General features: G+C 69.1%; 18 protein-coding genes, 1 tRNA gene and 2 pseudogenes. 11 read left to right on the top strand and 10 right to left on the bottom strand.

Features of this window, described 5'->3' with window-relative positions; genetic code table 11:
* A partial coding sequence (locus AC07AZ_RS27655; protein ID WP_478852339.1) for a glycoside hydrolase family 15 protein occupies nucleotides 1-1,723 on the bottom strand: 1,723 nt, incomplete at its 3' end.
* A gap of 453 nt (nucleotides 1,724-2,176) precedes the next feature.
* Between AC07AZ_RS27655 and AC07AZ_RS27650 the strand changes: the two genes are divergently transcribed.
* Nucleotides 2,177-2,683, top strand: a complete 507-nt coding sequence (locus tag AC07AZ_RS27650; protein ID WP_478852337.1) for an N-acetyltransferase family protein — start codon at nucleotides 2,177-2,179, stop codon at nucleotides 2,681-2,683.
* Nucleotides 2,684-2,955: 272 nt separating this feature from the next.
* Nucleotides 2,956-3,945 (top strand): aldo/keto reductase, encoded by a 990-nt coding sequence (locus AC07AZ_RS27645; RefSeq protein ID WP_478852335.1) that lies wholly within the window; start codon nucleotides 2,956-2,958, stop codon nucleotides 3,943-3,945.
* Nucleotides 3,946-4,270: 325 nt separating this feature from the next.
* On the opposite strand, the pseudogene AC07AZ_RS27640 reads toward AC07AZ_RS27645, so the two are convergent.
* Nucleotides 4,271-4,371: pseudogene (locus tag AC07AZ_RS27640) on the bottom strand (MmyB family transcriptional regulator); the annotation flags it as partial.
* A 162-nt stretch (nucleotides 4,372-4,533) separates the two neighbouring features.
* Here AC07AZ_RS27640 and AC07AZ_RS27635 point away from each other — a divergent pair.
* Both AC07AZ_RS27635 and AC07AZ_RS27630 read left to right on the top strand, forming a co-directional pair.
* Nucleotides 4,534-4,719, top strand: a complete 186-nt coding sequence (locus tag AC07AZ_RS27635; RefSeq protein WP_478852333.1) for a hypothetical protein — start codon at nucleotides 4,534-4,536, stop codon at nucleotides 4,717-4,719.
* Nucleotides 4,716-5,027 carry a hypothetical protein gene (locus tag AC07AZ_RS27630; RefSeq protein WP_371667182.1) on the top strand — a complete coding sequence of 104 codons (312 nt, stop codon included), beginning with the start codon at nucleotides 4,716-4,718 and terminating at the stop codon, nucleotides 5,025-5,027. Before AC07AZ_RS27635 ends, AC07AZ_RS27630 begins: the two co-directional genes overlap by 4 nt.
* 216 nt (nucleotides 5,028-5,243) lie before the next feature.
* Here the strand turns inward: AC07AZ_RS27630 and AC07AZ_RS27625 are convergent, their stop codons facing one another.
* From AC07AZ_RS27625 to AC07AZ_RS27615, 3 genes are all read right to left on the bottom strand, one after another.
* Entirely contained in the window at nucleotides 5,244-5,480 is a 237-nt protein-coding gene (locus tag AC07AZ_RS27625; protein ID WP_478852331.1) for a hypothetical protein, read from the bottom strand.
* 82 nt (nucleotides 5,481-5,562) lie between these two features.
* Nucleotides 5,563-5,985, bottom strand: coding sequence for a DUF5707 domain-containing protein (locus tag AC07AZ_RS27620; protein ID WP_478852329.1), 423 nt, complete (start codon nucleotides 5,983-5,985; stop codon nucleotides 5,563-5,565).
* A gap of 108 nt (nucleotides 5,986-6,093) precedes the next feature.
* Nucleotides 6,094-6,738, bottom strand: coding sequence for a dihydrofolate reductase family protein (locus AC07AZ_RS27615; protein WP_478852327.1), 645 nt, complete (start codon nucleotides 6,736-6,738; stop codon nucleotides 6,094-6,096).
* Between the two features lie 214 nt (nucleotides 6,739-6,952).
* Here AC07AZ_RS27615 and gad point away from each other — a divergent pair, with 214 nt between their 5' ends.
* The gene (gad, locus tag AC07AZ_RS27610; RefSeq protein ID WP_478852325.1) at nucleotides 6,953-8,317 is read left to right on the top strand and encodes a glutamate decarboxylase; all 1,365 of its coding nucleotides are present in this window, start codon (nucleotides 6,953-6,955) and stop codon (nucleotides 8,315-8,317) included.
* Between the two features lie 417 nt (nucleotides 8,318-8,734).
* Here gad and AC07AZ_RS27605 read toward each other — a convergent pair whose 3' ends face one another.
* Nucleotides 8,735-8,866, bottom strand: a complete 132-nt coding sequence (locus AC07AZ_RS27605) for a hypothetical protein (RefSeq protein ID WP_478852323.1) — start codon at nucleotides 8,864-8,866, stop codon at nucleotides 8,735-8,737.
* 220 nt (nucleotides 8,867-9,086) lie between these two features.
* Between AC07AZ_RS27605 and AC07AZ_RS27600 the strand changes: the two genes are divergently transcribed.
* The 3 genes from AC07AZ_RS27600 to AC07AZ_RS27590 all read left to right on the top strand — a co-directional run bounded on the left by AC07AZ_RS27600 (nucleotide 9,087) and on the right by AC07AZ_RS27590 (nucleotide 12,647).
* Nucleotides 9,087-11,639 (top strand): discoidin domain-containing protein, encoded by a 2,553-nt coding sequence (locus tag AC07AZ_RS27600; protein WP_478852321.1) that lies wholly within the window; start codon nucleotides 9,087-9,089, stop codon nucleotides 11,637-11,639.
* 323 nt (nucleotides 11,640-11,962) lie between these two features.
* A tRNA-Met gene (locus tag AC07AZ_RS27595) sits at nucleotides 11,963-12,036 on the top strand.
* A 275-nt stretch (nucleotides 12,037-12,311) separates the two neighbouring features.
* Nucleotides 12,312-12,647 (top strand): hypothetical protein, encoded by a 336-nt coding sequence (locus AC07AZ_RS27590; protein WP_478852319.1) that lies wholly within the window; start codon nucleotides 12,312-12,314, stop codon nucleotides 12,645-12,647.
* A 206-nt stretch (nucleotides 12,648-12,853) separates the two neighbouring features.
* On the opposite strand, the gene AC07AZ_RS27585 is transcribed toward AC07AZ_RS27590, so the two are convergent.
* A complete protein-coding gene (locus AC07AZ_RS27585) occupies nucleotides 12,854-14,176 on the bottom strand; it encodes a vanadium-dependent haloperoxidase (protein ID WP_478852317.1) in 1,323 nt (440 codons plus the stop codon).
* A 348-nt stretch (nucleotides 14,177-14,524) separates the two neighbouring features.
* Nucleotides 14,525-16,447, bottom strand: coding sequence for a lamin tail domain-containing protein (locus AC07AZ_RS27580; protein WP_478852315.1), 1,923 nt, complete (start codon nucleotides 16,445-16,447; stop codon nucleotides 14,525-14,527).
* A 328-nt stretch (nucleotides 16,448-16,775) separates the two neighbouring features.
* Between AC07AZ_RS27580 and AC07AZ_RS27575 the strand changes: the two genes are divergently transcribed.
* The gene (locus tag AC07AZ_RS27575; protein WP_478852313.1) at nucleotides 16,776-17,228 is read left to right on the top strand and encodes a DUF5707 domain-containing protein; all 453 of its coding nucleotides are present in this window, start codon (nucleotides 16,776-16,778) and stop codon (nucleotides 17,226-17,228) included.
* An 874-nt stretch (nucleotides 17,229-18,102) separates the two neighbouring features.
* Here the strand turns inward: AC07AZ_RS27575 and AC07AZ_RS27570 are convergent.
* Nucleotides 18,103-18,852: a DUF6585 family protein gene (locus AC07AZ_RS27570; protein WP_478852311.1), complete on the bottom strand. Its 750-nt coding sequence runs from the start codon at nucleotides 18,850-18,852 to the stop codon at nucleotides 18,103-18,105.
* A gap of 197 nt (nucleotides 18,853-19,049) precedes the next feature.
* On the bottom strand, nucleotides 19,050-19,904 hold the full coding sequence (locus tag AC07AZ_RS27565; protein ID WP_478852309.1) for a glycoside hydrolase family 16 protein: 855 nt from the start codon (nucleotides 19,902-19,904) through the stop codon (nucleotides 19,050-19,052).
* Nucleotides 19,905-20,416: 512 nt separating this feature from the next.
* Here AC07AZ_RS27565 and AC07AZ_RS27560 point away from each other — a divergent pair.
* Both AC07AZ_RS27560 and AC07AZ_RS27555 read left to right on the top strand, forming a co-directional pair.
* Nucleotides 20,417-23,656 (top strand): annotated as a pseudogene (locus AC07AZ_RS27560) (TIM-barrel domain-containing protein).
* Nucleotides 23,657-24,068: 412 nt separating this feature from the next.
* Nucleotides 24,069-24,926, top strand: coding sequence for a hypothetical protein (locus AC07AZ_RS27555; protein WP_478852307.1), 858 nt, complete (start codon nucleotides 24,069-24,071; stop codon nucleotides 24,924-24,926).
* Nucleotides 24,927-25,023: the final 97 nt, after the last annotated feature.

The following is a 25,023-nucleotide window of genomic DNA, read 5'->3' as shown; positions in this document are numbered from 1 at the left end:
TCCCTCCTCCCTCCCCCCCCCCCCACGCCCCCCCCCCTCTCCTCCCCCCCCCCCCCCCCCTCCCACCCCCCCCCCCCCCCCCCCCCCCCCCCCCCCCCCCCCGGGCCAGGGCGTCGACGTACAGGTAGGTGCAGAGGCTGAAGGTGCCCTCCGAGCCGCGCAGGCCGTCCGGGGAGGCGGCCGGGTCGTACCGGTACACGAGGCTGTCCGAGACGAGCTTGCGCTCCATGGCGTCCAGTGTGGAAAGCCAGCCGGGGCTCTTCGCGGCGAGGAATCCCACGCGCGGGATCAACAGCAGGGAGGCGTCCAGGACGTCACCGCCGTAGTGCTGCACGAGCGCCTGCTCGGCCTTGCTCCAGCCCCGGTCCATCACCTGTTCCAGGATGCTGTCACGGGCGTTGCGCCAGCGCGGGATGTCCGCGGGCCGGCTGAGTTCGGTCGCCAGGCGCATGCCCCGGTCGAAGGCGACCCAGCACATCACCCGGCTGAACGTGAAGTCCTTGCGGCCCCCGCGCGTCTCCCAGATGCCCTCGTCCGGCCGGTCCCAGTTGTCGGACAGCCAGTCCAGCGTCCGGGCGAGCCCTTTCCAGCCGTGGTAGCCGAGTTCGCCGACGTCCATGCCCTCGGCCATCGCGTAGACGGCCTCGCCGTAGATGTCGAGTTGCAACTGGTCGGCGGCGGCGTTGCCGGCACGGACCGGACTGGATCCCCGGTAGCCCTCCCAGTGGTCGAGGGTCTCCTCGGTGAGGTGCGGGTCGCCGTCGACGCGGTACATGATCTGCAGGCGTTCGCCGGGCAGGTCCGCCCGGTCGCGCATCCGGTTGCCCAGCCACTTGGTGAACGCCGACGCCTCCTCGGCGAACCCGAGGTCGAGCAGGGCCCGTACCGACAGTGCCCCGTCCCTCACCCACGAGTACCGGTAGTCCCAGTTCCGCTCGCCGCCGACCTGCTCCGGCAGACCCATGGTGGCGGCGGCGACCGGTGCGCCGGTGGGGTGGTAGGTCAGGAGTTTGATGGTGATGGCGGAGCGGTTGACCATCTCGGCCCAGCGGCCCCGGTAGTGGGAGGTGTACAGCCACTTCTGCCAGAAGTCGACCTCGTGCCAGAGTGCCGCCGTCACGCTCTCCGCCGTGACCGGAGGCGGGGCCTCACCGTCGCGGGCGCACGTGGTGAAGACGGCCACGGCCGACTCGCCGACGCCGAGCGTGACCGCACCTCTCACGTCCTGTCCGTCGCGGGTCAGCGGGAAGGACGCCTGCAGGTGACCGGCGATCCCGGGGCCGCGGAACACCGCGTCCTGGTGGCGCAGTTCGAGTTCGTGCGCGGCCCGGCCGTAGTCGAAGCGTGGTCTGCACTCCATGACGAACCGCACGGTGCCGCGTACCACGCGGATCACCCGCGTCAGGCTGTGGCGGTCGGTGGGGGTGCGGCTGGTGTTCGCCGGCATCCAGTCGATGACCTCGCCGACGCCTTCCGGAGACATGAACCGTGTGACGAGTACACCGGTGTCCGGGTAGTAGAGCTGTTTGCAGGAGACGTCCGCGTGCTCCGGGGCCAGTTGGAAGTATCCGCCGCCCTCGTGGTCGAGGAGTGAGGCGAAGACGCTGGGCGAGTCGAACCTCGGCGAGCAGAACCAGTTCACCACGCCCTGGTCGGACACCAGGGCGGCGGTCTGCAGATCGCCCACCAGACCGTGGTTGGCGATGGGGGGATAGCGGTCCATGAGCGTCCAATCCCGAACGGTGGCGACACGATCCACTATCCGACAGGGCGTACGCGGTCGCCTCCCGGAGCCGTGAACAGGCCGGTGAGCCGCCTGGTGGGCCGGTTGCCGACGGCCCGCGTGCCGGCCACGCGGGACCCGGCGGTGACGTGTTTCGGCGTCTGGTCCCGTTGCCGTTCGGGGTCGCTTTCCTGCCTTCCAGATGGATGAAAATGTGTGATCGGCAGAGTGGGGATTGTGCGGCAGAGCGGCGATGCCGGCCACCGGACCGGTCGACGACACGGACACGCCGGTGCCGGGGTGTGCCGCGACCCGTCAGGGCCGGCGGCCACTGGATCGGCGCCGCGATGCCCTACGCGGACTCGGCACCGCTGGAACAGGCTGCCGAGCACTCGGCATCACCCTCGGGAAAAGAGCTTGGCCCGGATGTCCGGGCCTTGAAGAATGACGACCATGCAGACCCGACAGGCATGGCCTGATGACGCATCAGCGGTCGCTGATGTCCACGTACGTTCCTGGCAGGCGGCCTTCGCCGGTCTTGTTCCGCAGCACCACCTCGACGCCATGGACCCAAGCCGCGAAGAGTCCGAGTGGAAGACACGCATCTCGCAGACACAGTGGCCGTCGTCGGGAGTGCTGGTGGCCGAGGGGGAGGCGGGGATCGTCGGATTCGCAAGTTTCGCACCCTCGCAGGAGACCCCTGCCACCGCGGAAATCGGCACGCTCTACGCGATACCCGAGGTCTGGGGCACCGGGATCGGAAAACAGTTGATGCTGGCCACGTTGACGACTCTCCGGCGGGCCGACTACACGCGAGCCACCTTGTGGGTCCTGGAGGACAACGAACGCGCCCGGCGCTTCTACGAAGCCATCGGCTGGCGCCCAGACGGCACAGCCGTGGAGGACACCACCGGTGGGGCCTCTCTCAACAAGTTGCGCTACCTCTGCTCCCTTGGCTGACCCGGGAACCGACCGCCCCGAGGATGTGAGGGGCCGAGGACGACGCGCAGCATGATCCGGCAGATCGGGGCCCGGCCCTCCGGCGACCGTCCCTCGACTTGTGCTGGAGTGCGCTCCAGGTCGTAGCGTCGCGGACACCGGGGAGCACGCGGCCCGTGTCGCCCGGTGTCCTTCACGGGATGCCGGGTGGCGGAATCCGTCGCTTGATGGATGAGGGGCCTTCGCGCCATCCGAACGACCATCGAGTATGCAGAGAAGGGCTGGGACACGGCATGCGGAAGCGCAGTCTGCGGGACTTGCAGGTATCGGCCATCGGCCTGGGGTGCATGGGCATGTCCGCCTTCTACGGATCTGCCGATCAGGACGAGGGGATCGCGACCATCCGGCGCGCCCTCGACCTCGGAATGAACTTCCTCGACACCGCGCAGATGTACGGGCCGCTCACCAACGAGTCGCTCGTCGGCGAGGCGATCCGGGGGCGTCGCGAGGATTACGTGATCGCGACGAAGTTCAACTACCGGATGGACGACGCCGTACCGGGCGACATCAGCACGGTCGGCCCGCAGGACGGCTCGGCCGAGCACGTCCGGAGCTCGGTTCACGGCTCCCTGACGCGGCTGGGGACCGACTACATCGACCTGTACTACCAGCACCGGGTCGACCCGGACGTACCCATCGAGGAGACGGCCGGCGCGCTGGGGGAGCTGGTCGCCGAGGGCAAGGTGCGGTACATCGGCCTGAGCGAGGCGAGCGCGGAGACCATCCGGCGCGCCCACGCCGTGCACCCGGTCACCGCGGTGCAGAGCGAGTACTCGCTGTGGTCACGGGACGTCGAGGCCGAGGTGCTGCCCGCCTGCCGTGAGCTGGGCATCGGCTTCGTGCCGTACTCGCCGCTGGGCCGCGGCTTCCTCGCCGGGCGGTTCAGCTCGCCGGACGAGCTGGACTCCGACGACTGGCGCCGCCAGAACCCGCGTTTCCAGGACGCCAACCTGGAGGCGAACCTGCGGCTGGCGGCAAAGGTGAAGGAGATCGCCGCGGAGAAGGACGTCACTCCGGCCCAGCTGGCCATCGCGTGGGTGTTGGCGCAGGGCGAGGACCTGGTGCCCATCCCGGGCACGAAGCGCCGCACCTACCTGGAGCAGAACGCCGCCGCCGTCGACATCACGCTGACGGACGATGAGCTGGCCCGGATCGACGCGGAGCTGCCTGAGGCGGCGGGCGAGCGGTATGACGAGGCGGGGATGCGCTCCGTCAACCGCTAGCCGGGCGCGAGCTGGCAGGGCGGGGAAAGGCCCCGGGTCATCGGGGGTTACCCGCCCCGGGTCTTCGGCCTGCCGCAGCGCTGGGGAGGGCGCGTCCGTGCCCCCTCCGTGCCAGGCGCACGGGTGCGTCGGCCGTCAGGTCGAGCGGTGCCTCGAGCAGCCGTAAAGCCGGATGGCGAGGAAGATGGGAGGTGAGCTCCCGTCCCGTGCACTCCCCCGAGCCGGGGCGGGGGCTCACCGACGGCTGTGAACAGCGTGCGGGCGTGCCCGGGGTGCGTGAGCGGCAGCTGAACCACGACTCCCCGGAGGGCCGGGTCCGTTACGCGGTGGAAGGGCCTGGTGCCGGTGCCGTGGTGGCGGGACGTTGTGGGCGCCCCAGCGGGTACGGAACGCGTCACTGCGTGTGGAGAGCTCGCCCACGAGCTTTCGGTCGGCTGGGCGCCGCCGAGGAGATCGCTCAGGCCGTCCTGTGGCTGTTGAGCCCCGGCGCTCCGGCTTCGTGGTCGGCGTCGCACTGCCCTTCACTCCAGGCAGCCCCGTCACGGGAAGCGCTATCCTGACGCCACCCTTGCCACTAGAATTGACGTCATGACTGCCATCACCCTGCGGATTCCCGACGCCATGGACAAGCAGCTGCGCGCCGCCGCAGCCGGCGCACCGTCGCTGAACGACTACATCCTGCGTGCCGTACGTCGGCAGATGACGCTCGATGCCGCCCGCATGCTCGTTTCCCTCGCGCCGCTGGACCTCGCGGGCGAGGGCGACGCCCCGTGACCGTCCGCAAGGGGGACGTCTGGGACGTCGACACCGGCAAGGGCACCCGTACGGTTCTCGTCGTCAGCCTCGACGGGCTGGCGGAGGCCTACGGCGCCGTCGTCGCCCTGGTGCTCCACGCTCCGGCGCAACACCCCGACACGGCGATGAGCGTGCATCTGACCGCTCCGGTCGACGCCTCCCTCGTCGCCGTCAACCTCCTTCAGCTGTCCGCCATCCGCTTCGAGACCGGCACGCTGCACGGCAACATCGGCCCCGAGCAGCAGGAACTGGTCGACAACGCCCTTCGCGCGGTCCTCGACCTGTAGCGGCCCGCCCTCGTGTCGAGGGCGACGCCTGCATGCCGAGGACGGTACGAGGTTCGTCCGCGCGCTCCCGCGAAACGTGGGCCGCGCCCCCGGATCTGCCGAAGGCGGCCTCGTCGGCGAGGCCGGGGCCGAGCGGGCCGCCGGACCTCCTATCACGCTCCGTCCGCTTGGCGGGGCCAACCCGCGGGCGCCGGTGCCCCGGCCGGGCAGCCCGGGTCACGAGTCCTCGATGTGTCCGGTCTCGGCATCCACCTGGGAGAGGAAGTCCCGTACGGCCTCCTCGAGTTCGGCCCGGCCGACCTCGACGGGAGGGTGGCTGCGGAACCCGAATCCGTACTGGGGGTCGGGGCCGGTCAGCCAGGTGAAGTGGTAGGTACCCGGGCTGTCGTCGGGCCGGCTGACCTCGAACTCCTCGCCGTCGACCGACATTCGCAACGGCTCGTTCGGCGACATCACAACCTGCTCTTCCCTGTTCCGGATTTGAGGGCGCATGGGCCTCAAGTGCACTGGCGTCACGATCACATGCGTGCCCGGATCACGCGACGGTGAAGTCGGCCGCCTTGGTGTCCAGCGTCGTGTCGCCGTTGTCGGCGGTGGCCAGAACGGCGACGTGCCACAGACCGTGCGGGGACGCCACGCCTGCGGCTCGGGTGACGGTGTAGGTGCAGTGCACGGTGTCCTCACCGGAGGGCTTGCAGACGGCCGACTCCACGGCGGCCATGTCCTTGGCGGTCGGCCCCCGCTTGGCGAAGGACGAGTTCGCCGGCCAGGCCAGGACCTTCACCCCCTTGACACCGGAGGACGCCGTGACGTCCGTGGTGAAGGTCAACGAACCGTCACGGTCGCCGTGGGGGGCGGCGTAACGGGCGGTGCTGTGCGCCAGCGCCGGAGCCTGGTCTCCTGCGTAGGCGACCGCGAACGCTCCCGCACCTCCCAGGACGACGAAACCGGCAGCCACGGCCCGGGCCGCACGGACCGAGAACCGCAGCGTGGCCGTCAGGCGAACCCTTTTCCCGGCCGGCGCGCTCACCGCCGACGAGACGGTCCCGCCTGGTGCCGGGGAAGTTCAGTCCTCGCGTCCGGCGCCGCGATCGGGTGCGGTCATGTCCCCTGTACCGGGCGTGCCGTCGGCCAGCCCGTAGCGCAGGTACACGGTGCCCTTCGCGTTGGCCACCGGCGGTTGGAGGAGCGTGACGTTCGTGGGTACCGCGCCGCCGTCGAACACCTTCTTCCCGACGCCGAGCACGATCGGGTGCACCCAGAGGTCGAGGCGGTCGAAGAGCTTCTCCCGCAGCAGGGTCTGCACGAAGTCCAGGCTCCCCACGACCTTCACGTGCTCGTGCCGGTCGCGGATCTCGCGGACCGCTTCGGCCAGATCCGGGCCGAGCTGCGTGGACCCGGCCCAGGAGAGGTCGGGCCTGCCGCGGGAGGCGACGTACTTCGGGACGCTGTTGAAGAGCGTGGCGATCTCGTTGTCCTGGCTGCCCTTCTGATGCGGCCAGTAGGCGGCGAAGATGTCATAGGTCCGCCGGCCGAGCAGAAGGGCGTCCGTACCCTCGTACGCATCAACGACCTGCGCCCCCGTGGCCTCGTCCATCAGGGGCGCCTGCCAGCCGCCGAACGGGAACCCCGCCGGGTCCTCGTCGGGACCGCCGGGCGCCTGTCCGACAAGGTCGAGGGTTGCGAACATCTCGACGTGGATGAGGCCCATTACGTACTCCAGATGCGTTGGTTGTCTTGGTCAGGAGGTAGACCTGCGGGCGTGGGCAGACTCATCGCTGCCACGACAGCCGGCTTCGTACTCGCCGCCTCACCTGCCCGGTCCATCCCGGCTCCCGACAGCATCGGCTGCCGGACGGCGTGGACTTTCGTCTGTCTCGGTGTGTCTGAGGCCGTGGCGGGACGGGCGCTGTTTGAATCACCGTATGACTGAGCGCGACGTTGCGGATCTCTTCGGTAACCGGTTCCTGACGGTGCCCGCTCCCTCGGAGACCTTCCCCGAGGAGGGGATGGCCGCGACGGACGCGATGAGGCTCGTGGATGTGGATCTCGCCATGGAGGGCGACCCGCAGCGCAACCTCGCCACGTTCGTCACCACCTGGATGGAGCCGGAGGCGCAACGGCTCATCGCCGAGAATCTCCACCGCAACTTCATCGACCACGCGGAGTACCCGATCTCCGCCGAGATCGAGCAGCGTTGCGTGCGTATGCTCGCGGACCTGTTCCACGCGCCGGGCAGGACGACCGGGTGCCGGACGCAGGGATCATCCGAGGCGATCATGCTCGGCGCGCTGTCGTTGAAGTGGAAGTGGCGCGAGCGCCGGCAGGCGGCCGGCCTGTCGACCGACCGGCCCAACCTGGTCTTCGGCGGGGACGTCCACGTCGTATGGGAGAAGTTCTGCCGCTACTTCGACGTCGAGCCGCGGATCGTACCGCTCGCCGAGGGCAAGTACACGATCGGTCCGCAGGACGTGGAGCCCCACCTGGATGAGAACACGATCGGCGTCGTCGCCGTGCTGGGCACCACGTTCACCGGCCACAAGGACGATGTCGAGGGCATCGACAAGCTCCTTCGGGACGTGCGCAGGGAGCGGGACCTCGACATCCCGATCCACGTCGACGGCGCCAGCGGCGCGTTCGTGTGGCCCTTCCTCTACCCGGACACGGCATGGGACTTCCGGCTCGAACAGGTCCGCTCGATCAACGTCTCGGGACACAAGTACGGCCTGGTCTATCCCGGGATCGGATGGCTGGTCTTCCGCGAGGAGGCCGACCTGGCCAAGGACCTCGTGTTCTACGAGAACTACCTGGGCAAGACCGACGCGACGTTCACGCTCAACTTCTCCACCGGTGCGTCGATGGTGCTCGCGCAGTACTACAACTTCGTTCGGCTCGGTCGCCAGGGCTACACCTACGTCATGAAGATGATGCAGGAAAACGCCCGTGCGTTGGCGGACAACCTGCGTGGCAGCGGCCGCTTCGAAGTGATCGGGAGCGACCTCGAGCAGCTGCCCCTGGTGGCCTTCCGCCTCGCCGGCGAGCACGCCTACGACGAGTCCGACATCGCCTGGCAGCTCTCGGCCGAGCGGGGCTGGATGGTGCCGGCCTACACGCTCCCGCCCAACGCGGAGCGGGTGAAGATCCTGCGTGCCCTGGTCAAGGAGACCCTGAGCCGTGAGCAGGTCGATCGCCTGAGCCAGGACATCACCGACGCCTGTCGCACGCTGGACGACAAGGGCGCGGCCCACGGGGTCGAGCGGGCCCGGGTCAAGCGCGGCACCGGCTACTGACGCCTTGCCCGTCTCGCCGGCCGGTGCCCCGCGGAGGAGTTCGCGGCACCGGCCGGCGACGGGCAGTACGCCATCGGTCTGCGTCAGCGGGGCGACACCGGCGAGGTCATCGACGCCGCGGCGCGGGCCGCCTACCGGTGCAGACCGCCTACCGGCGCAGGCCGGCGGACCCGGAGGAAGAGGCGCGGGAGTCCGACGAAGCCGGGGGTGCCGGGCGCTCGGAGCGGACTGCCGTCGTGCGGGACGCGCTCTTCGGGCAGCTCACGGCCGCGTACGGCATCGGAGGCCGGGTGCGCGCGCCCGCCGGCGGGGCACCCAAGGGAGCCTGGGGCAGGAAGAGTTCGAGGCCGCGTGTCTGGACCATCACCGAAACAACGGGGACCGGGTCTTGCCCAGCGCCGGCGAACGGCGACGTGATCAGGGCCATGGGGTGACGTCGAGCGCCCCGCTCTGCAACGCCGTGACGCGCTCGATGACGAGACCGATCAGCACGGCCGCCGCGATCATGAGTGCCTCCGCCACGACGAGGAAGGCCATCGATCCGGGCACGCCGTCCTGCCGAGGAGCGCCGAGGCTGTGTCGCCGATATGTCAAGAGGTGCGGCAGGGGTCGGGCCCGGAAAGATTTCAACTTTCGAAGGCTTGCCGAGCCTGTAACTCATTAGTTAAATCAAGACGTGAACTAAGCGCCGCCGCAGTGGCCTTGGCGTATCGCCCCGTCTGCTGCCGACGCCCTCGTGTCCTTTCCCGACGCACCCGCAGGGACCTTCATGAGACTCAGATCCCTGGGTGTCGCGCTTGCCGCCACGGCAGCGCTGATCACCCTGCCCACCATCCGGCCACCGGCGGCCGCGGCCGCCGACGCCAATCTGTCCCAGGGCAGAACGGCGACGGCATCCTCGAACGAGAACGCGGGCACGCCCGCGGCCTACGCGGTCGACGGCGACACCGGCACCCGCTGGTCGTCGGCCACCACCGACGACCAGTGGCTTCAGGTCGACCTCGGTGCCAGCGCCACGATCAGCCAGGTCGTCGTCAACTGGGAGGCCGCCTACGGCAAGGACTACAGGATCCAGTCCTCGTCCGACGGCAGCGCCTGGACCGACCTGCGAACGGTCACCGGCGGAGACGGCGGCACCGACACACTCGCCGTCTCCGGCCAGGGCCGTTACGTACGTCTGCAGGGTGTCCACCGGGCGACCCAATGGGGCTACTCCGTCTGGGAGTTCCAGGTGTTCGGCACCACCGGTGGGACGTCTCAGCCCGGTACCTGCTCGACCGCCAACTCGGCGCAGGGCAGGCCCGCTTCGGCGTCCTCGACGGAGAACGCCGGCACCCCGGCCTCCGCCGCGTTCGACGGCAACGACTCCACCCGCTGGTCCAGCCAGGCCTCGGACCCGCAGTGGCTGCGCGTCGACCTGGGCTCGCCTGAGGACATCTGCAAGATCGACCTCAACTGGGAAGCCGCGTACGGCAAGGACTTCCAGATCCAGGCCTCCGGCGACGGCCAGAACTGGAACACCCTCAAGACGGTCACCGGCGCGACCGGCGGACGGGCCTCCTACGACGTCACGGGCACCGGCCGCTACCTCCGCGTCCTCGGAACGGCACGCGGGACCGGTTACGGCTACTCGCTGTGGGAGGTCGCCGTCCACACCACGTCCGGCGGCACCGGAGGCCCGGTCCAGGGCGGCGGCGACCTCGGCCCGAACGTGATCGTGGTCGACCCCTCCACACCCAACCTCCAGCAGAAGTTCGACCAGGTCTTCGCCCAGCAGGAGTCCGCCCAGTTCGGTTCCGGGCGCTACCAGTTCCTGCTCAAGCCGGGAACCTACAACGGCATCAACGCCCAACTCGGCTTCTACACCTCCATCTCCGGCCTCGGACTCAACCCCGACGACACCCGGATCAACGGGGACGTCACCGTGGACGCGGGCTGGTTCAACGGCAACGCCACGCAGAACTTCTGGCGTTCGGCGGAGAACCTGGCGATCACACCGTCCAACGGCACCGACCGCTGGGCCGTCGCCCAGGCCGCGCCGTTCCGCCGCATCCACGTCAAGGGCGGCCTCAACCTCGCCCCCAACGGCTACGGATGGGCCTCCGGCGGCTACATCGCCGACTCCAGGATCGACGGCACGGTCGGCCCCTACTCCCAGCAGCAGTGGTACACCCGTGACAGCTCCGTCGGCGGCTGGACCAACGGCGTGTGGAACATGACGTTCACCGGAGTCCAGGGCGCCCCGGCGACCAACTTCGACTCCGGCCCCTACACCACGCTGGACACCACCCCGGTCTCCCGCGAGAAGCCGTTCCTCTACCTCGACGGCAACGACTACAAGGTCTTCGTCCCCGCCAAGCGCACCAACGCGCGCGGCGTGTCCTGGCCGGCCAACGCCGGGACCTCACTGCCGCTCAGCCAGTTCTACGTCGTCAAACCCGGCGCGACGGCCGCCACCATCAACACCGCACTGGCCCAGGGCCTGAACCTGCTGTTCACGCCCGGTGTCTACCACCTCGACCAGACCATCGACGTGACCCGCGCCGGCACCGTCGTGCTCGGGCTGGGCCTGGCGACCGTCGTGCCCGACGGAGGCATCGACGCCCTGCACGTCGCGGACGTCGACGGCGTCCGGCTGGCCGGATTCCTCATCGACGCCGGCGCCACCCGGTCCGACACCCTGCTGCAGATCGGCCCCGCCGGAGCGGTAGCCGACCACTCCGCCGATCCGACCACCATGCAGGACGTGTTCATCCGCATCGGCGGTGCCGGCCCCGGCCTGGCGACGAACTCCGTCGTGGTCAACAGCGACGACGTCGTCATCGACCACACCTGGATCTGGCGCGCCGACCATGGCGAAGGCGTCGGCTGGGAGACCAACCGGGCCGACTACGGACTCCGGGTCAACGGAGACGACGTCCTGGCCACCGGCCTGTTCGTCGAGCACTTCAACAAGTACGACGTCGAATGGAGCGGTGAGAGAGGCCGCACGATCTTCTTCCAGAACGAGAAGGCGTACGACGCCCCCAACGCCGCCGCCATCACACACGACGGCATCGTCGGGTGGGCCGCCTACAAGGTCGACGACACCGTGGCCGTCCACGAAGCGTGGGGACTGGGCAGCTACTGCAACTTCACATCGGATCCCTCGATCGTGCAGCGTCACGGCTTCCAGGTCCCGGTCAGGGCGGGCGTGAAGATGCACGACCTCCAGGTGATCTCACTCGGGGGCAAGGGCCAGTATGCCCACGTCATCAACGACACCGGGGCCCCCACCTCAGGGACGGACACCGTGCCGTCGAAGGTGACCTCCTTCCCGTGATCCACGCGAGGAACGGCGTACCACAGGTTGAACCCGCTGCCGGGGGCGATGACTCACCGCCCCCGGCAGCGGGCCGCCGCCGTGCGGAAGAGGCTTGCGACGCTCCCTCGGCCGTCCCAAGGACCATCACTGGAACGGCACACCGTGTGGGGTCACCACTGGCGACGCGAGGTGTACCTCGCGCCTCCTGACACGCTTCGCCGGGCTGCCCGCGTGAGCCGGCGCGGGTGATCCGGTCGGTGCACCGGCTTGGAGGGATGAAAGCCCTGCGTCGGACTGTGGTCATGGCGTCCGCTGTGATGGCGTACGGTAGGGGATACCGACGCGGGGTGGAGCAGCTCGGTAGCTCGCTGGGCTCATAACCCAGAGGTCGCAGGTTCAAATCCTGTCCCCGCTACTGCTGGAAGTGGGCCCGGATCCGTACGACGATCCGGGCCCTTTCGCCTTCCCGGACCGCCGATGGTTCCTGCCGGTCCTGTCCTCCTCCGACCGTCTGACGGCAGTGTCCACCCGACTCCTGCCGACAACGGGGCAGGCCCGACGGCGGCTGGACCACGGCGGCAGCCGCGAACCCCCGCCGCCTTGCACGGGATGTGGGCGTGCCCGTCAAACCAGTCCGGCGGTGCGGGCATTGCCGGGGCCGCCGCTCGATTTCTCCGGTTGAATGCCAGGGTGGCACAGGCCGAGGTCGGTGCCCGGGTCCGGGGACTCCTCGACATCGCCCCCTTCGCACGGTACGGCTACGTGGAGTGCGCCGATGCCCACGCCCACGGCGAACACGCCTCGCAGGCGGTGTCCGCGATCACGGCGCTGACCGCCGCGGGGCGGCCCGCGGACGCGATCTCCCTGTCCCGGGAGGTGATGCGGCTGCTGAGCGAGGCGCAGGACGTGATCGACGACTCCGACGGCCACCTGGGTCGAATCGGGGCCGCGCCGGCCGAAGCCCACCTCGACGCGTGCCGAGTTCAGCGCCTACCTCGCCGCGCCGTGCACCGGCCAGAAGCGTAAGCGGAACCTGCTGCGGCTCCTCGACCAGCACGGTTTGTGACCCTGTCACAAAATCGGTGACACCACAGGCGGCGGTGTCCGTCGATCACACGCTCCCCTCGCGGCTTCGTCGCCGAACGTATCAGCGGCGCCTGTCTCGCCCAACTACACTGGGAGGAGGGCCGGTCCACCGGCGTCGTCCTGGTCGGCCACGACCTGGACGGCGCTCAGGACCCCACCGGTCCCAGCCGTGGCAGTACTGCCCTCGTCGCCACGTCGTCGCCGAGTTTCAACCCGTCGCTCGCGTCCCACGGGTAGTGCACCCCCAGGTACACCCGGCTGTCCGCGTCCTCCTGGGCGGCCTGGCTGAAGCTGGTGAAGTTCCGCGTCTTCTGCGGCGAGGCGGGGTCCTCCGTGCTGACCGTGAAGTTCATGGTGTCGCTGCCGAAGTACCCCTTCATCACCGCCGCCCAGGAGCCGGCGAACGCCGCGTGACCAGAGGCCCAGGCGGGGAAGCACGGTGTGAGCGGTGAGCCGTCGCGGGCCGCGGACAGCGGCTGCCACGAGGAGTCGATCCCGTTGTGGATCGCGGAGACGGGACGCCACAGGTCGATCGGCGTCAGGTACTTCACATCCCACTCACCGATCGCGCTGTCCGCCATCGCCAGCGACACCAGGGCGAACAGCCTCGTGTTCTCGTACTTGCTCGTGATGTTGCGCGCCTTCGCGACGCGGATCGTGGCGTCCAGCAGCTGCCCCGGCGGCTTGAAAGTGCCCTTGTTGCCCGCATCCGGCCCCAGGTCGTTGGCCCAGAACGTGGCGATCGCCGTCTGCTCGGTGGTCCGCTGCGTGGAGCCCCGGCCCCCGAGCAGGCGCACCTGCTCGACCTGGTACGCGTACGCCGGACTGGCCAGCAGGGTGGCGTAGTCCGCGAAACTGCCCGGCGTGTTCGGCCGGTACTCGGACCCGGAACTCATCGCGAACGGCTTCACTTGCCCCCAGAAGGGCGTCACCGCCTCGCTGGAGCTGCTGCAGCCCGACTCACCCGTCGGACGCCAGGCTCCGGGCACGTTGTCCAGATTGTACAGCTTCGGGTTGTCCGAGCCGTCGTTGGTACGGGCCTTGATCATGTTGTTGTAGATCGTGCCGACGATCTCTGTGTCGATGATGTCGTACTGCGTGGGTGGCGTTCCGAACCGGTCCGAGAACATCTTGTCGAGATAGGCGGTCTGACTCGGGTACAGGTGATGCAGGATGTTGTACGCCGTCCGCCCGATGATCCGCTCCTCCTCGTCGGCGCCCTGACCGAGGTTCGGGTACGTGGGCGCCGCCAGGTAGGGCTTGTACTTCATCGTGTAGAAGGTGTTCTGGTACGAGCTCTCCCCGTCGTAGATCGCCGCGTTCATCATCGCCGCCGACCGGGCCAACTGCCCCGGTGCGCCCTGCGGACCACCGGCCTGCCGGAACATCTCCAGTAACACGCCGTTCCAGTACTGCGTCGGGTCACCGTCGTACTTCGGCGCGGCTGCCGCCGCCGACTGGGCGGGCAACGCGAGTGTGCTCCCCGCGGTCAGCAACGCCAGCCCCGCGCACAGGGTCACCGCCTGCCGAAACGACCCGCGGTGCCCTACCGGTCTCCTGCGTCTCCCCGACGTACCGAACAACCCCATGACGTCTTCCCTCCCTGGACGGCGGCGCCCGGTCCGCAGGAGTCCTCGCCCGATCGACGCTTCCCCTGCACGCACCTGCCCCGCGCATGTCGTGCCCTGACCGAACGGGGCCATCCTGGTCCGAGGGGCGCTGCGAGTCTTGGATATTTCCGCTATCGCGGGAGGGGGTGCGGTTCGACCTGTTGGACTTGTTGGACCTGTATATGAGGCGTTTCGTGGTCGGGAGGATCAGCAGGGGAAGGTGCCGCTGTAGAGGGCGTGTCCGTAGGAGGAGCTTCCGGAGCCGAAGCCGTAGATGCCGTCGTCGCTCCAGACCGCTTCGCGGAAGCCGTTGACGCAGGTCGAGGTCGGCGCGAGGGCGAAGCCCTCCAGGTTGTCGGTGGGCATGACGGCCGGGTTCGTGTACGTCACGTCCGGCACGATCGCGCCGGAGGCGTTGACCTTCATCAAGGTGTGTGTCTCACCGCAGGTGTTGTCGCAGGTCGCGACGATGCGCTGGGTGCCGGCGTCGAAGGTCACGTCCATCACGGAGGTCTTGCCTGTCCCGATCGTGCCGAACGTGGTGAACGTGCCGTCGGAGTTCAGGCCGTAGACGTGCAGCGTGCCGTCCCACTCGAGGCCGGCGAAGAACAGGCCCGCTCCGTGCAGCGGGTAGTTCGCCGGGTTGTAGGCGGCGCCGGTGAGCGGGTCGACCCAGCCGTTCGCGGTCAGCCAGCTGTCCGGCACGTACCCGACGCCCTCGAAGCCGAGATTGGCGTCGTCCTTGCTGCCGGTGTCGAGCTGCGGAAACTGCGAGGTCATGTCCCACTGGTGAACCGGCGTCAGCGTCGATCCGGTCGCCGCCGGGTCGACCTCCAGGATCGTGTCCTTCGGGAGCGTGTTGTTGGTGTTGTCACGCTCGGACGTCACATAGATGTGGCCGTTGGCGCCGACGGTCAGGCCCTCCGAGTCCGGCTGGCCACTGCCGCCGATGAAACGGATCTGCTTGCCGGTCGCGCTCCAGGTCGCGTCCGGGATCCACTTGCCGTTGCTCTTGACCAGCTTGTACAGCCAGTTCTTGTTCTTGGCCGCCCACAGCACCGACGGGTTCGCCGGGTCGAACGCCAGGCCGCTCAGGTCTCGGCCTTCCGCGCCGGTGGACGTGGTGAACGCGCAGACGTCGTCCGCGATCGTGACGTCCCGCCCGCCCGGCCACGCTGTCGTGCCCGTCGGGGTGGAGCCCGTGCCGGAGGGTGCCTCGGGAGTGCAGCCGCTGGTGAGCGAGCCGCCGCCACCCAGTAGCCGGCCGGTTTGGGTGCCGCCGCCACCGGTGCCGCCCGAGCAGGAGTTCGCGCTGCCGAGCGTCGCGGTCGTGGCGGTCCGGAACCAGCCGGCGCCGTTGGCGCAGCGCTCGTCGGACGGCTTCGCACCGTCGGTCGCCCAGGTCACCGAGTCGATGGTGTCACCGCTGCTGTCGAGGAGGAAGACCGAGTCGTTGTCGCCCAGTCCGATGGTGGAGCTGAACGTGACATAGCCACCCGCGGGGATGCTGGACGCGCTCGGCGAGGAGGACGAGACCGACACGGGAGCCTGGGAGGTGTTGCTGTCGACGTACTTCCACGCCCCGATGCTGACCGCGCTGGTTCCGCCGTTGTACAGCTCCACGGTGTCGGAGCCGTTCGAGGTGACCTCGTTGATCCGCACCCTGCTCGCCGCCGGGACCGCCCCCGGACAGCCCGAGGTGTTCGAGGCGCCGAACGTGGATGCCGAGGTCGCGGTCACCCACGCCCCGGTGCCGTCGCCGCCGCACCGTGTCATCGCGGGCTTCGCCCCGTTGGTGGCCCACTCCACGCGGTCGACCACCGTGCCGCCGGACGTGTAGATCACCAACTTGTCCGCGTCACCGAGCCCCTTGGGGGAGTCGAAGGTGACGAAGCCGCCGGCCGGGATCGTGCTGGAGGAGGGGCTGAACGACTGCGGCGAGAAGCCGTCGTCGGACATCTTCCAGCCGCTGATGCCCACCGCGGTCGAACCGGTGTTGTACAGCTCCACCGTGTCGCTGTTCGACGAGGTGACTTCGTTGATCCGAACGTTCTGGTAGCCGGCCGCGTCCGCGGCGGCCGCAGGCTGGGCGGCGACCGTCCCTGTGACGAGCAGTCCTGAAAGCGTCAAAGCCGCGGCGCGTACAGAGGCGGCGCCGGAGCGCGAGTGTGAGGTAGGCACGAGGCGGAACTCTGGTGACACGATCTTGAAACGGCGTGTACTCCGGCTGAACACGACCTGCTGGCCGCCGGAACGTCAGGCGCGCACCGCCCATCTCGCGGTGCGACGGCACGTGCGGTCCCACGGCAAGGGGGTTGGGCGTGACCCGGCGGGCGTACTCAGGCCGAGCTGAGTACCTTCCCTCATGTCCGGGACGTCCTCGCGGCGCGAGTATCGGTGCAGCGGCGCGAACCACGAGCGCCGGCCCGATCCAGCCGAGACAGTTGCGGAGAATCTCATGTCCCGACGTATGGCCCTGTCCGTGGCCGCCGGTGCCATCGTCCTCGCGGGCGCCGGTGCATACGCTCTCGCCTACGCGGGGGAGCAGCCTCCGGCGCTGACGCACGGTACCGCCCGCTACACCGCCCCCGACGGCGACCGCGACGGCTCGTTGACCTTCACCACCTATGTCACGGCGTCCTCCGGCGTCAGCAGCGTGAAGGTGCTGGCCTGGCCGCAGAACTCGTCCTTGGCCAAGAACAAGCTGACCGCCAAGGACATGTCCGCCGCGGAGCCGGCCGTCTGCAAGCCTTTCAGAAAGCACTCCGCGATCTGCACCTACACCGCCGGGGCCACCGCGTCCGACGTCGAGTCGTCCCCACGGGGCGTGTGGCACCTCGCCGTCCTGGCCACCGCACACAACGGCACGACGACGTTGAACACCAAGGCGGCCGACTACGTCGTCAGGTGATCCGAACACGCCCGCATCCGCGGCTCAGATGACGAGGTGTTCGCATTCGACTGCGTGGCAGGCGACACGGATGGCGGCAACTGTACGCGGACAGTGGACTGCCTCACGGCGAGTCTGAACAACGACATGCGGCGTTCGGCCGCGTCGCCGCGACGGGACCATGGACCGCGCGCACCGGCCTCGACGCCGTGCTGTGCTGCCGGCGCGTCCGCTGCTCCGTCAAGGAGGAGCGGACCGACTGCACCGACGGCGCTCTGCGCAGGTCTTCCGGGCTCTGGCCCAAGTCTCGACACCAGGCAGGCCCGATCGTCATCGACCACGAGGACGCACTCGACACCCAGACGGGCCGGGAACGCCACATACTGCGCCGGGCCGAACGCGGAAACGACTCCTGAGCCCATGTCCACAAGCCTTCGGCCGGGGCGGCACGCCCGTCCCGAACGAGGCATGGCGGGCTCAACATGACCATGCGGAACCATGCGCCCCCGGGACGTCACCGGGAGGTCGCGCGCTTCCAGCGGACCGCCCCGCACGCTCAGGGCTTGCAGATCATTTGTCCTGATTCTGTTGTCGGGCGCGCTGGTTTGGTCGAGGACTCGCGCCTGTAGGGCTGCGAGGGCGGTGGGTGGCCTCGTCGCGGGTGTGGGGTGGCGATGCTGTGTGCCTAGAGGGCGTCAAGTTGTTGCCGGGACCCGCCGGTCAGGGCGGGATCGGACAGCAGGGCCTGGTCCCACCGCGGGGCCGGCGCCTGCGGAGCCCGGGCCCCGGGACGGCGGGGCGGGCCTGCGGGTGCAGGGCATGGTTCACGCGCAGGTGTCACCGGCTGTTCCGGCGGTCGGCGAAGCCGACTGCCGCTTCGGTCTCGGTTGGCGTGTCAGGCGGCGGACTGCTGGTGCAGGCTGTGGGCGACCGTCCGGAAAAGGTGCAGGTTCGTGATGTCCTTGGCCAGATGGTTGGACCACAGAACGGGGTGGCCCGATGAGTCGGTGGTCATGATGCGGACCAGGCCACCCGCAACCTGGACCTCCCGGACCCTCGTCCAGGGCATGCTCCCCTTTCCGGCGGCGTACACGGCGGTGTGGGACAGCGAAAGTGGTCCGAAGGGGACCTTGCCACCCTCGCGAAGCGTCTTCAGCACGGCCCCTCCTTGCGCGCTGGCCACCGCGTCCTGCATCCGGGGACCCCAGACGTCGGGATTCTCGTAGAACTCCGTGATCCGCACCGACTTCTGGCCGGGGGCGCTTGCTGAGTAGACGTATTTGGTGGGCGCGGGGATGCCGTTGATGATCAGCTGGGTGATCTTCTGCTGGAGCTGCAGGGTGTCCCAGCGCAGGGTGACCGGCTCGCCGCCGGACGGCGGATGCACGACCAGCCCCTCCTCGAAGAGGTACAGCCGCTGGGCGGCCCGACTGCGGTTGAAGTCGGGCAGACGGCGCATCTGGAACCAGTAGTAGAGCAGACCGGGCAGGATGAACATCGACGTCAGCATGAAGCAGTTGAAGACATGGAGGGCGAACACCGCCCGACTGAGGCGCTTCGGCGCGAATACGCCCCCGAGCGCCCCCAGCCGATGCCGGGCGGCCAGGTCGGCGACCTCGGGCGACACAGGGAGGAGTGGAGTCATGAGGACGAGCCTGCGAGCCGCGTCGACAGGTGACAACCGTAGATCTACGCAGATCGGTTACGGATTTCCCGCGCGTCGTTATGCCCCGCCTCCGGGCCCGACCAGTTGGTGCAGGGGCAGGATGGTCGGCGCTGCCGCAGCTGTGAGCAGCCGCTCCAACTCGTGAGAATCCGCCCCCGGAAAGTCAGCGCTGGGCGTCAGGCATGGCCCTCGCCGTAGAAGCGCACGTAGTCGATCACCATCGTCGCGGGGGACGGGGTTCCGCTGTTGGGCGGGCCGGGCCAGTCGCCTCCGACGGCCACATTGAGCAGTAGGTGCATGTCCTGCTCGAAGACCCAGTCGCGTGGTGTGGGGAGCTTCGAGGGAGTCAGGGTGAAGTACGGCTTTCCGTCCACGGACCATGTGATGCGTCGTGGCTGCTTGTCCACGGCGTACGTGTGGAACGTCTGCGACGCCTCGGCCGGGAGGGTGAGGGAGCCGCCGATGCCGTTCTCGTTGAAGTAGGTCGGCCCGTGCGCGGTGCCGTACACGGTTCGCGGTTCTCCACCGACGACCTCGCAGATGTCGATCTCACCTTGGGCCGGCCATTCGGCTCCGTTGTCGCCGAGCATCCAGATCGCCGGTAGCAGTCCCGTGCCGGTGGGCAGTTTCGCTCGGATTTCCGCCCGTCCGTGGGTGAGGGCGACCTTTCCCTCGGTGGTCAGACGAGCCGACGTCCAGGTGCAGAACTCCTGTGTGTAGCACGGTAGCCGGGACCCGACGGGGGCGGGCTTCGCCGAGATCTGGAGGTGACCCGCGCCGTCGAGGCTGGAGTTGGCCGGGTCGTCCGTGTAGTACTGCAGTTCGTTGTTGCCCCAGCCCTCGGCGTCCCGGTTGCCGGTTTCGGTGTTCCAGGACCTTTCCGACGGGCGGGCAGCCGCCTCGCCGTCGAACTCCGCGCGCCAGAAGGGCTGTTCCCGGGCCGGAGGTGAGGAGGTTTCCTGAGCGGTGCCGCATCCGCACGGCAGTCCGCTCAGCGCCAGCACGAGTGCCAAGACGGTACGTCGGTTCATCGCGCTGCTCCTGAAAGGTCGTGCGGAAGACGATGAGCAAGGCCCGTTCCACAGCGGTGCGGGACGCCGGCCAGTCACCCGGGTGCCGTGAACTCGACAGTAACGGTACGAGAATTCGATCGAACCCCGGACCGTGCGTACCAGGAGGTAGCGACCGCCGGTGTCCGCCCCTTGGGGCGGAACCCCTGGGCAACAGCTTGCCCGCGAGGGCTGACGCCGTGGTGCGCCACCGCGGCTTGTCGAGGCCTCCCGCATATGGACACCCGCCCGCGGCTGTGTTGTCATGCCACGGGCATCACTTACAACGGCAGAAGTCACAGGGAGGAACCCCCCGGTGCCTTCCCCATCCATCGTCCGTACAGGGTGAGCCGACCTCGCCGGCGCCGCGGAAGGAGCGCGGGTGATAACGATGTCAGTGGAAACTCGCGACGGGCCGATAAGCCCGCTCCAGGACGGAGTTGTCCGTGAGAAGAAGACCAGCGTGGCGCCGGGCGCTCTTCATGCGGCGGCGGATGACGGTCGTCGCGCTCGCCGCCTGCCTGGCGGGGACGACACTGGCGGGGCAGGCCGTCGCGGGACCGGCGGAGCATCCAGCCGGGCACAGGATTCCGGCGGTGACAGCGGGGAACGCGCGCTTCCAGGTGCTGTCGCCGACCTTGATCCGTACCGAGTACGCGCAGAGCGGGCAGTTCACCGACCAGGCCACCTACAACGCCATCGGCCGCAGCGACTTCACGCCGACCTCGTACACGTCGAGCACGACCGACGGGTGGCTGACGCTGAAGACCAGCACGGTGACGCTGCGTTATCAGGTGGGCTCCGGGCCCTTCAACGCGCGGAATCTGTCGGTGCGGTTGAGAGCCGGGGCATCGACGGTGACCGCGACACCGTAGCAACAGATGACGTGCACGGTCGGCGCGTTGTGCGAGGCGGAGAGCCTGTCCTACGGAGGGCTGGGCGTCGCCTCGGATCACACAGGACACACCGGCGCCGGATTCCTGGCCGGCTTCCAGGGGACGGGCAGTTCGCTGACGGCCGATGTCGACGCCGCGACCGCGGGGACCTACGAATTCGACGTCCGGTACGCCAACTCCCTCGCGGGCGACGGAAAGAACGTCACGCGCACCCTCACCCTGACAGTGGACGGTGGTGCGGCCAGGACACTGAGCCTGCCGGTGACCGGCAGTTGGGACACCTGGAGTCTGGCGAACAGCACCGTGCGGCTCGGCGCGGGGCACCATACGATCACGCTGGCCAAGACCGCCGCCGACTCAGGCAATGTCAACGTCGACAGCGTTGCCCTGGTGACCCCGGGTGGCGCCTTCCCGCCGACCTCGACGACCGCGATCACGGACTGCGGGTTCGGCACGAGCTGCGAGGCCGAGGACGACCGGATCGCGGGCTCCGTGAAGGTTGCCACCGACCATGGCTCGTACTCCGGCAACGGCTTCCTCTCCGAACTGAACCAGGGTTCGAGTGTGTCGGTCCACGTGGTCGGTGTGCCCTCCGACGGCACGTACGCCCTCCAGGTGCGCTACGCCAACGCGGTGGGCGGTGACGGCCTGAACCAGACGCGCACGGCCGCGGTGTCCTCCCGCGGCACGACACAGACGCTCTCGCTCCCGGTGACCGGCAGTTGGGACACCTGGCACACCGCTTCGGTGCCCGTGCCACTGAAGGCCGACGCCAACGACATCAGCCTCGGCTGCCCGGCGGCGGCAAGCTGCCACATCAACCTCGACACGGTGTCCGTGACGGCTTCCGGCGCCGAAGCTCCGCAGCCGCATCTGACCCTGGGCGGCTACCGGCGCAGCCTGGACGGACTGAACGGCGACAACGGCGACCCGACCACCACACCCGGCCTGCTCCACGCGGACGGCTGGTATCTGCTGGACGACACCACGTCCGCGCTGTACGACACCGCCACCAAGAAGGTCACGCAGCGGCCGTCCCACAGCGGCACGCCCTACCAGGACGGCTATGTCTTCGGCTACGGCCACGACTACAAGAAGGCCCTGACCGACCTGGCCACCCTGACCGGCCCGCCGAAGCTGCTGCCCGAATGGGCGTACGGCACCTGGTACTCGGAGTACATCGACCGGACGGCCGCCGACTACGAGAACACGATCCTGCCCGCGTTCCGTTCCGAAGGCGTCCCGCTGGACGTGCTGGTGACCGACACCGACTTCAAGTCGCCCAACACCTGGAGCGGTTGGGAGATGGACCCTGCCAAATTCCCCGACCCCAGGGCCTTCTTCGACTGGTCCGCCTCGCAGGGCCTGCACAACACACTCAACACCCACCCGAGCATCCTGGCCTCCGACCCGCAGTTCGCGCAGGCCATGGCGACCGCCAAGGGCAAGCTGACGAAAGGCGGATGCGCGTCCGCCGCGAGCGCCGGCGGCGACTGCTACACCTTCGACTTCGGCGACCCCGACCAGCTCAAGTCGTACATGGATCTGCACCGGACCCTGGACGGCCAAGGCAACGACTTCTGGTGGCTCGACTGGTGCTGCGACAACTCCCAGTCGTCAGTGCCGGGCGTCACGCCGGACGCGTGGATCAACCAGCAGTACGCCGCCGACGCCGACCGGGCGATCGGCCGCGGCTTCGTCGTCTCCCGTGCCTACGGCTCGCTCCAGGCCGGTGGCTACAGCGGCCAGCAGGGGCTGCCGACCGGGCCGTGGGCCGACAAGCGCACCACCGTGCACTTCACCGGGGACACCTCGTCCACCTGGGGCACGCTGCGCTCCGAAGTGGGTTACACACCGGGCGAGTCGGCAGCCACCGGCATGTCAGCCGTCAGCCACGACATCGGCGGCCACAACGACATGACGGGGCTGACCGGTTCGGAGACGTACACCGACGGCGGCAGCACCCACACCACACACAGGCTGCCCGACGACCTCTACGCCCGCTGGGTGCAGTTCGGCACCTTCCAGCCGATCGACCGCCTGCACAGCAACCACAGCGACCGGCTGCCCTGGCAGTACGGCACCAGGGCCCGGCAGTCGGCCGACACGTTCCTCAACCTCCGCGAGAACCTCGTGCCTCACACGTACTCGCTCGCGCAGGAGGCGGCCACGACCGGTGTCCCCGTGGTCCGCGCCACGTATCTGGAGTATCCGGACGAGCCGCAGGCCTACGCCACCGCGGACAGCGAGTACTTCTACGGCTCGGACATGCTCGTGGCGCCCGTGACCACGCCCGGCAGTACGGCCACGACGTCGGTGTGGTTCCCGCCCGGCCAGTGGACCGACTACTTCACCGGTGAGACCTACACCGGAGGCACCACGCAGAACATCACCGCCGGCCTCGACCGGATGCCGGTGTTCATCAGGGCGGGCGCCACCATCCCGACCCGGACGAACAATGCCACCAGCAATGACAACGCGCCGCTGACCAAGGCCACGCTCACCGTCGCGACCGGCGCCGACGGCACCTCATCCCTGTACGAGGACGACGGCACCACCTCCGGCCCCGGGCACAGCGCCACCACGAAGATCCAGTACCGCGAGAGCGGCTCCCGGCGCACCGTCACCATCGGGCCGGCCACGGGCTCCTTCCACGGCCAGGTCACGAGTCGGCAATGGACGGTGACGCTGCTCGGCGTGACCTCGCCCAGCAGCATCTGCGTCGGGAGCACGTGGCTGTCGCCGAACGCGTCGCACTACGACAGCGCGGCCCACACGCTCACCGTTACGCTGCCGCCGCGCAGCGTGCACACGCCGGTGACCATCGGCTACCGCTGACGAGGCGCCGTACGACGGGCCTGCGCGCACCCGCGCGCAGGCCCGCCCACGTGTCGGCTGTCGCGGTCTCCGCACGGTTCGGCGAAGCGCGGGGCCCAACGCTGCGGCCCGAGAGGATCCCCCCGACGCGCGGCGTGACCCGAACGCTTACCGTCTCCGGCCGAGCACGAGACGGTCAGAGGCGCTGACATGGCGGGCCGTCGACGCGGTCGACCGACGACGCCGGCCACGGCCGGGACCCTGGCGTTCGGGGAGACGCCGCTGATCTCGGTGACCGGCGGAACCTCGCACCGGGACCGTCGGGGCAGGCGCATGAGATGGGGCCGTAGCCCGAGCCCTATATTGGCCAACGACCGTACTTCGGGGAGGGCGAGCGGTTTTGCCGTCAGGCAGGACGACGCGGCGAAGGGCCATGGCCGTCATGATCAGCGCCCTCGCCGTGTTGTGCCTCGGCGCGTGCGGGACACAGTTGGCCGGTGAAGGAGACGACGGGTCACCGTCGTCGGCGCAGACCGAGCCGATCCCGTGGACCACGATGGAGCCGTCCGCGGTCACTGGTGTCCGTCTCGGTGACGACGGCCGCACACTGCTCCTCGACGCGCAGGTACCCAGTGGCGCCATCGCGTGCGTGCACAAGCTGAAGGCAGTGCTCACCGATCCCATGTCGGATCTCGTACGGGTGCAGGTCACCTACACCTCCCCAGCCGGCGACAGGGCTTCCGGGTGCACGAAGGAGGGCACAGCCACGGCGCGGGTCCACCTCCCTGAGCCGTTGGGCGACCGGGACGTAATCGTCGACAACTACACGCGGTTCACCGCCGACGGAGCCGATCCGCCCGCGCTGCGACTGTGCGGGAAGCGGGGTTGCACGCCGGCGGCCACCGGTTGCACCGCCGCCTCCTACGATCAGGCGTTGATGGCGGTCGACGCTCCGAACCATACGTACCGGGACTCGGAGAACTGCGACGGGAAGTGGCTGGTGCTGGACTTCTCCTGGCGCACGGGACCGGCTTGCGGCGACTCGACGGACCCGGCCTGCTCGTCCCGGCTGGGCGACCGCTGGTTCTTCCGGGCGAAGAAGTCGGGCTGGGAGCCGATCGCCGAGGGCGCGGCCGGAGGTTGTCGGGACGTTCAGCACAGGGAACCTGACTTCCCCACCTCGTTGTGCGCGTCGCTGGCTCCACTGTCCTCCGAGCTGCATCCGAGTCACTCTCCGGCGTCCGCCTCCCCGACCACTGGTCTGCGCTCCCCTGCGACGACCACACCCTGACCTGTGCGACGAGCTGACTCCCAGGGGACATGGCTCTGTCCGGGCGCTCCGACCGAAGAACCCGGGGGGTCTGAAGTCGAAGCGGTGTTCCATTTGT

The organism is Streptomyces sp. NPDC043878 (assembly GCF_056435735.1).
The sequence above is the reverse complement of the archived record's forward strand: the minus strand, read 5'-3'. Positions and strand labels throughout refer to the sequence as shown.

Excerpts from the sequence above, each read along its gene's own strand:
- AC07AZ_RS27635 (WP_478852333.1), top strand. The coding sequence starts at position 4,534 with ATGACTGCCATCACCCTGCGGATTCCCGACGCCATGGACAAGCAGCTG.
- AC07AZ_RS27625 (WP_478852331.1), bottom strand. The coding sequence starts at position 5,480 with ATGTCGCCGAACGAGCCGTTGCGAATGTCGGTCGACGGCGAGGAGTTC.
- AC07AZ_RS27615 (WP_478852327.1), bottom strand. The coding sequence starts at position 6,738 with ATGGGCCTCATCCACGTCGAGATGTTCGCAACCCTCGACCTTGTCGGA.
- gad (WP_478852325.1), top strand. The coding sequence starts at position 6,953 with ATGACTGAGCGCGACGTTGCGGATCTCTTCGGTAACCGGTTCCTGACG.
- AC07AZ_RS27650 (WP_478852337.1), top strand. The coding sequence starts at position 2,177 with ATGCAGACCCGACAGGCATGGCCTGATGACGCATCAGCGGTCGCTGAT.
- AC07AZ_RS27600 (WP_478852321.1), top strand. The coding sequence starts at position 9,087 with ATGAGACTCAGATCCCTGGGTGTCGCGCTTGCCGCCACGGCAGCGCTG.
- AC07AZ_RS27555 (WP_478852307.1), top strand. The coding sequence starts at position 24,069 with ATGGCCGTCATGATCAGCGCCCTCGCCGTGTTGTGCCTCGGCGCGTGC.
- AC07AZ_RS27645 (WP_478852335.1), top strand. The coding sequence starts at position 2,956 with ATGCGGAAGCGCAGTCTGCGGGACTTGCAGGTATCGGCCATCGGCCTG.
- AC07AZ_RS27570 (WP_478852311.1), bottom strand. The coding sequence starts at position 18,852 with ATGACTCCACTCCTCCCTGTGTCGCCCGAGGTCGCCGACCTGGCCGCC.
- AC07AZ_RS27575 (WP_478852313.1), top strand. The coding sequence starts at position 16,776 with ATGTCCCGACGTATGGCCCTGTCCGTGGCCGCCGGTGCCATCGTCCTC.
- AC07AZ_RS27565 (WP_478852309.1), bottom strand. The coding sequence starts at position 19,904 with ATGAACCGACGTACCGTCTTGGCACTCGTGCTGGCGCTGAGCGGACTG.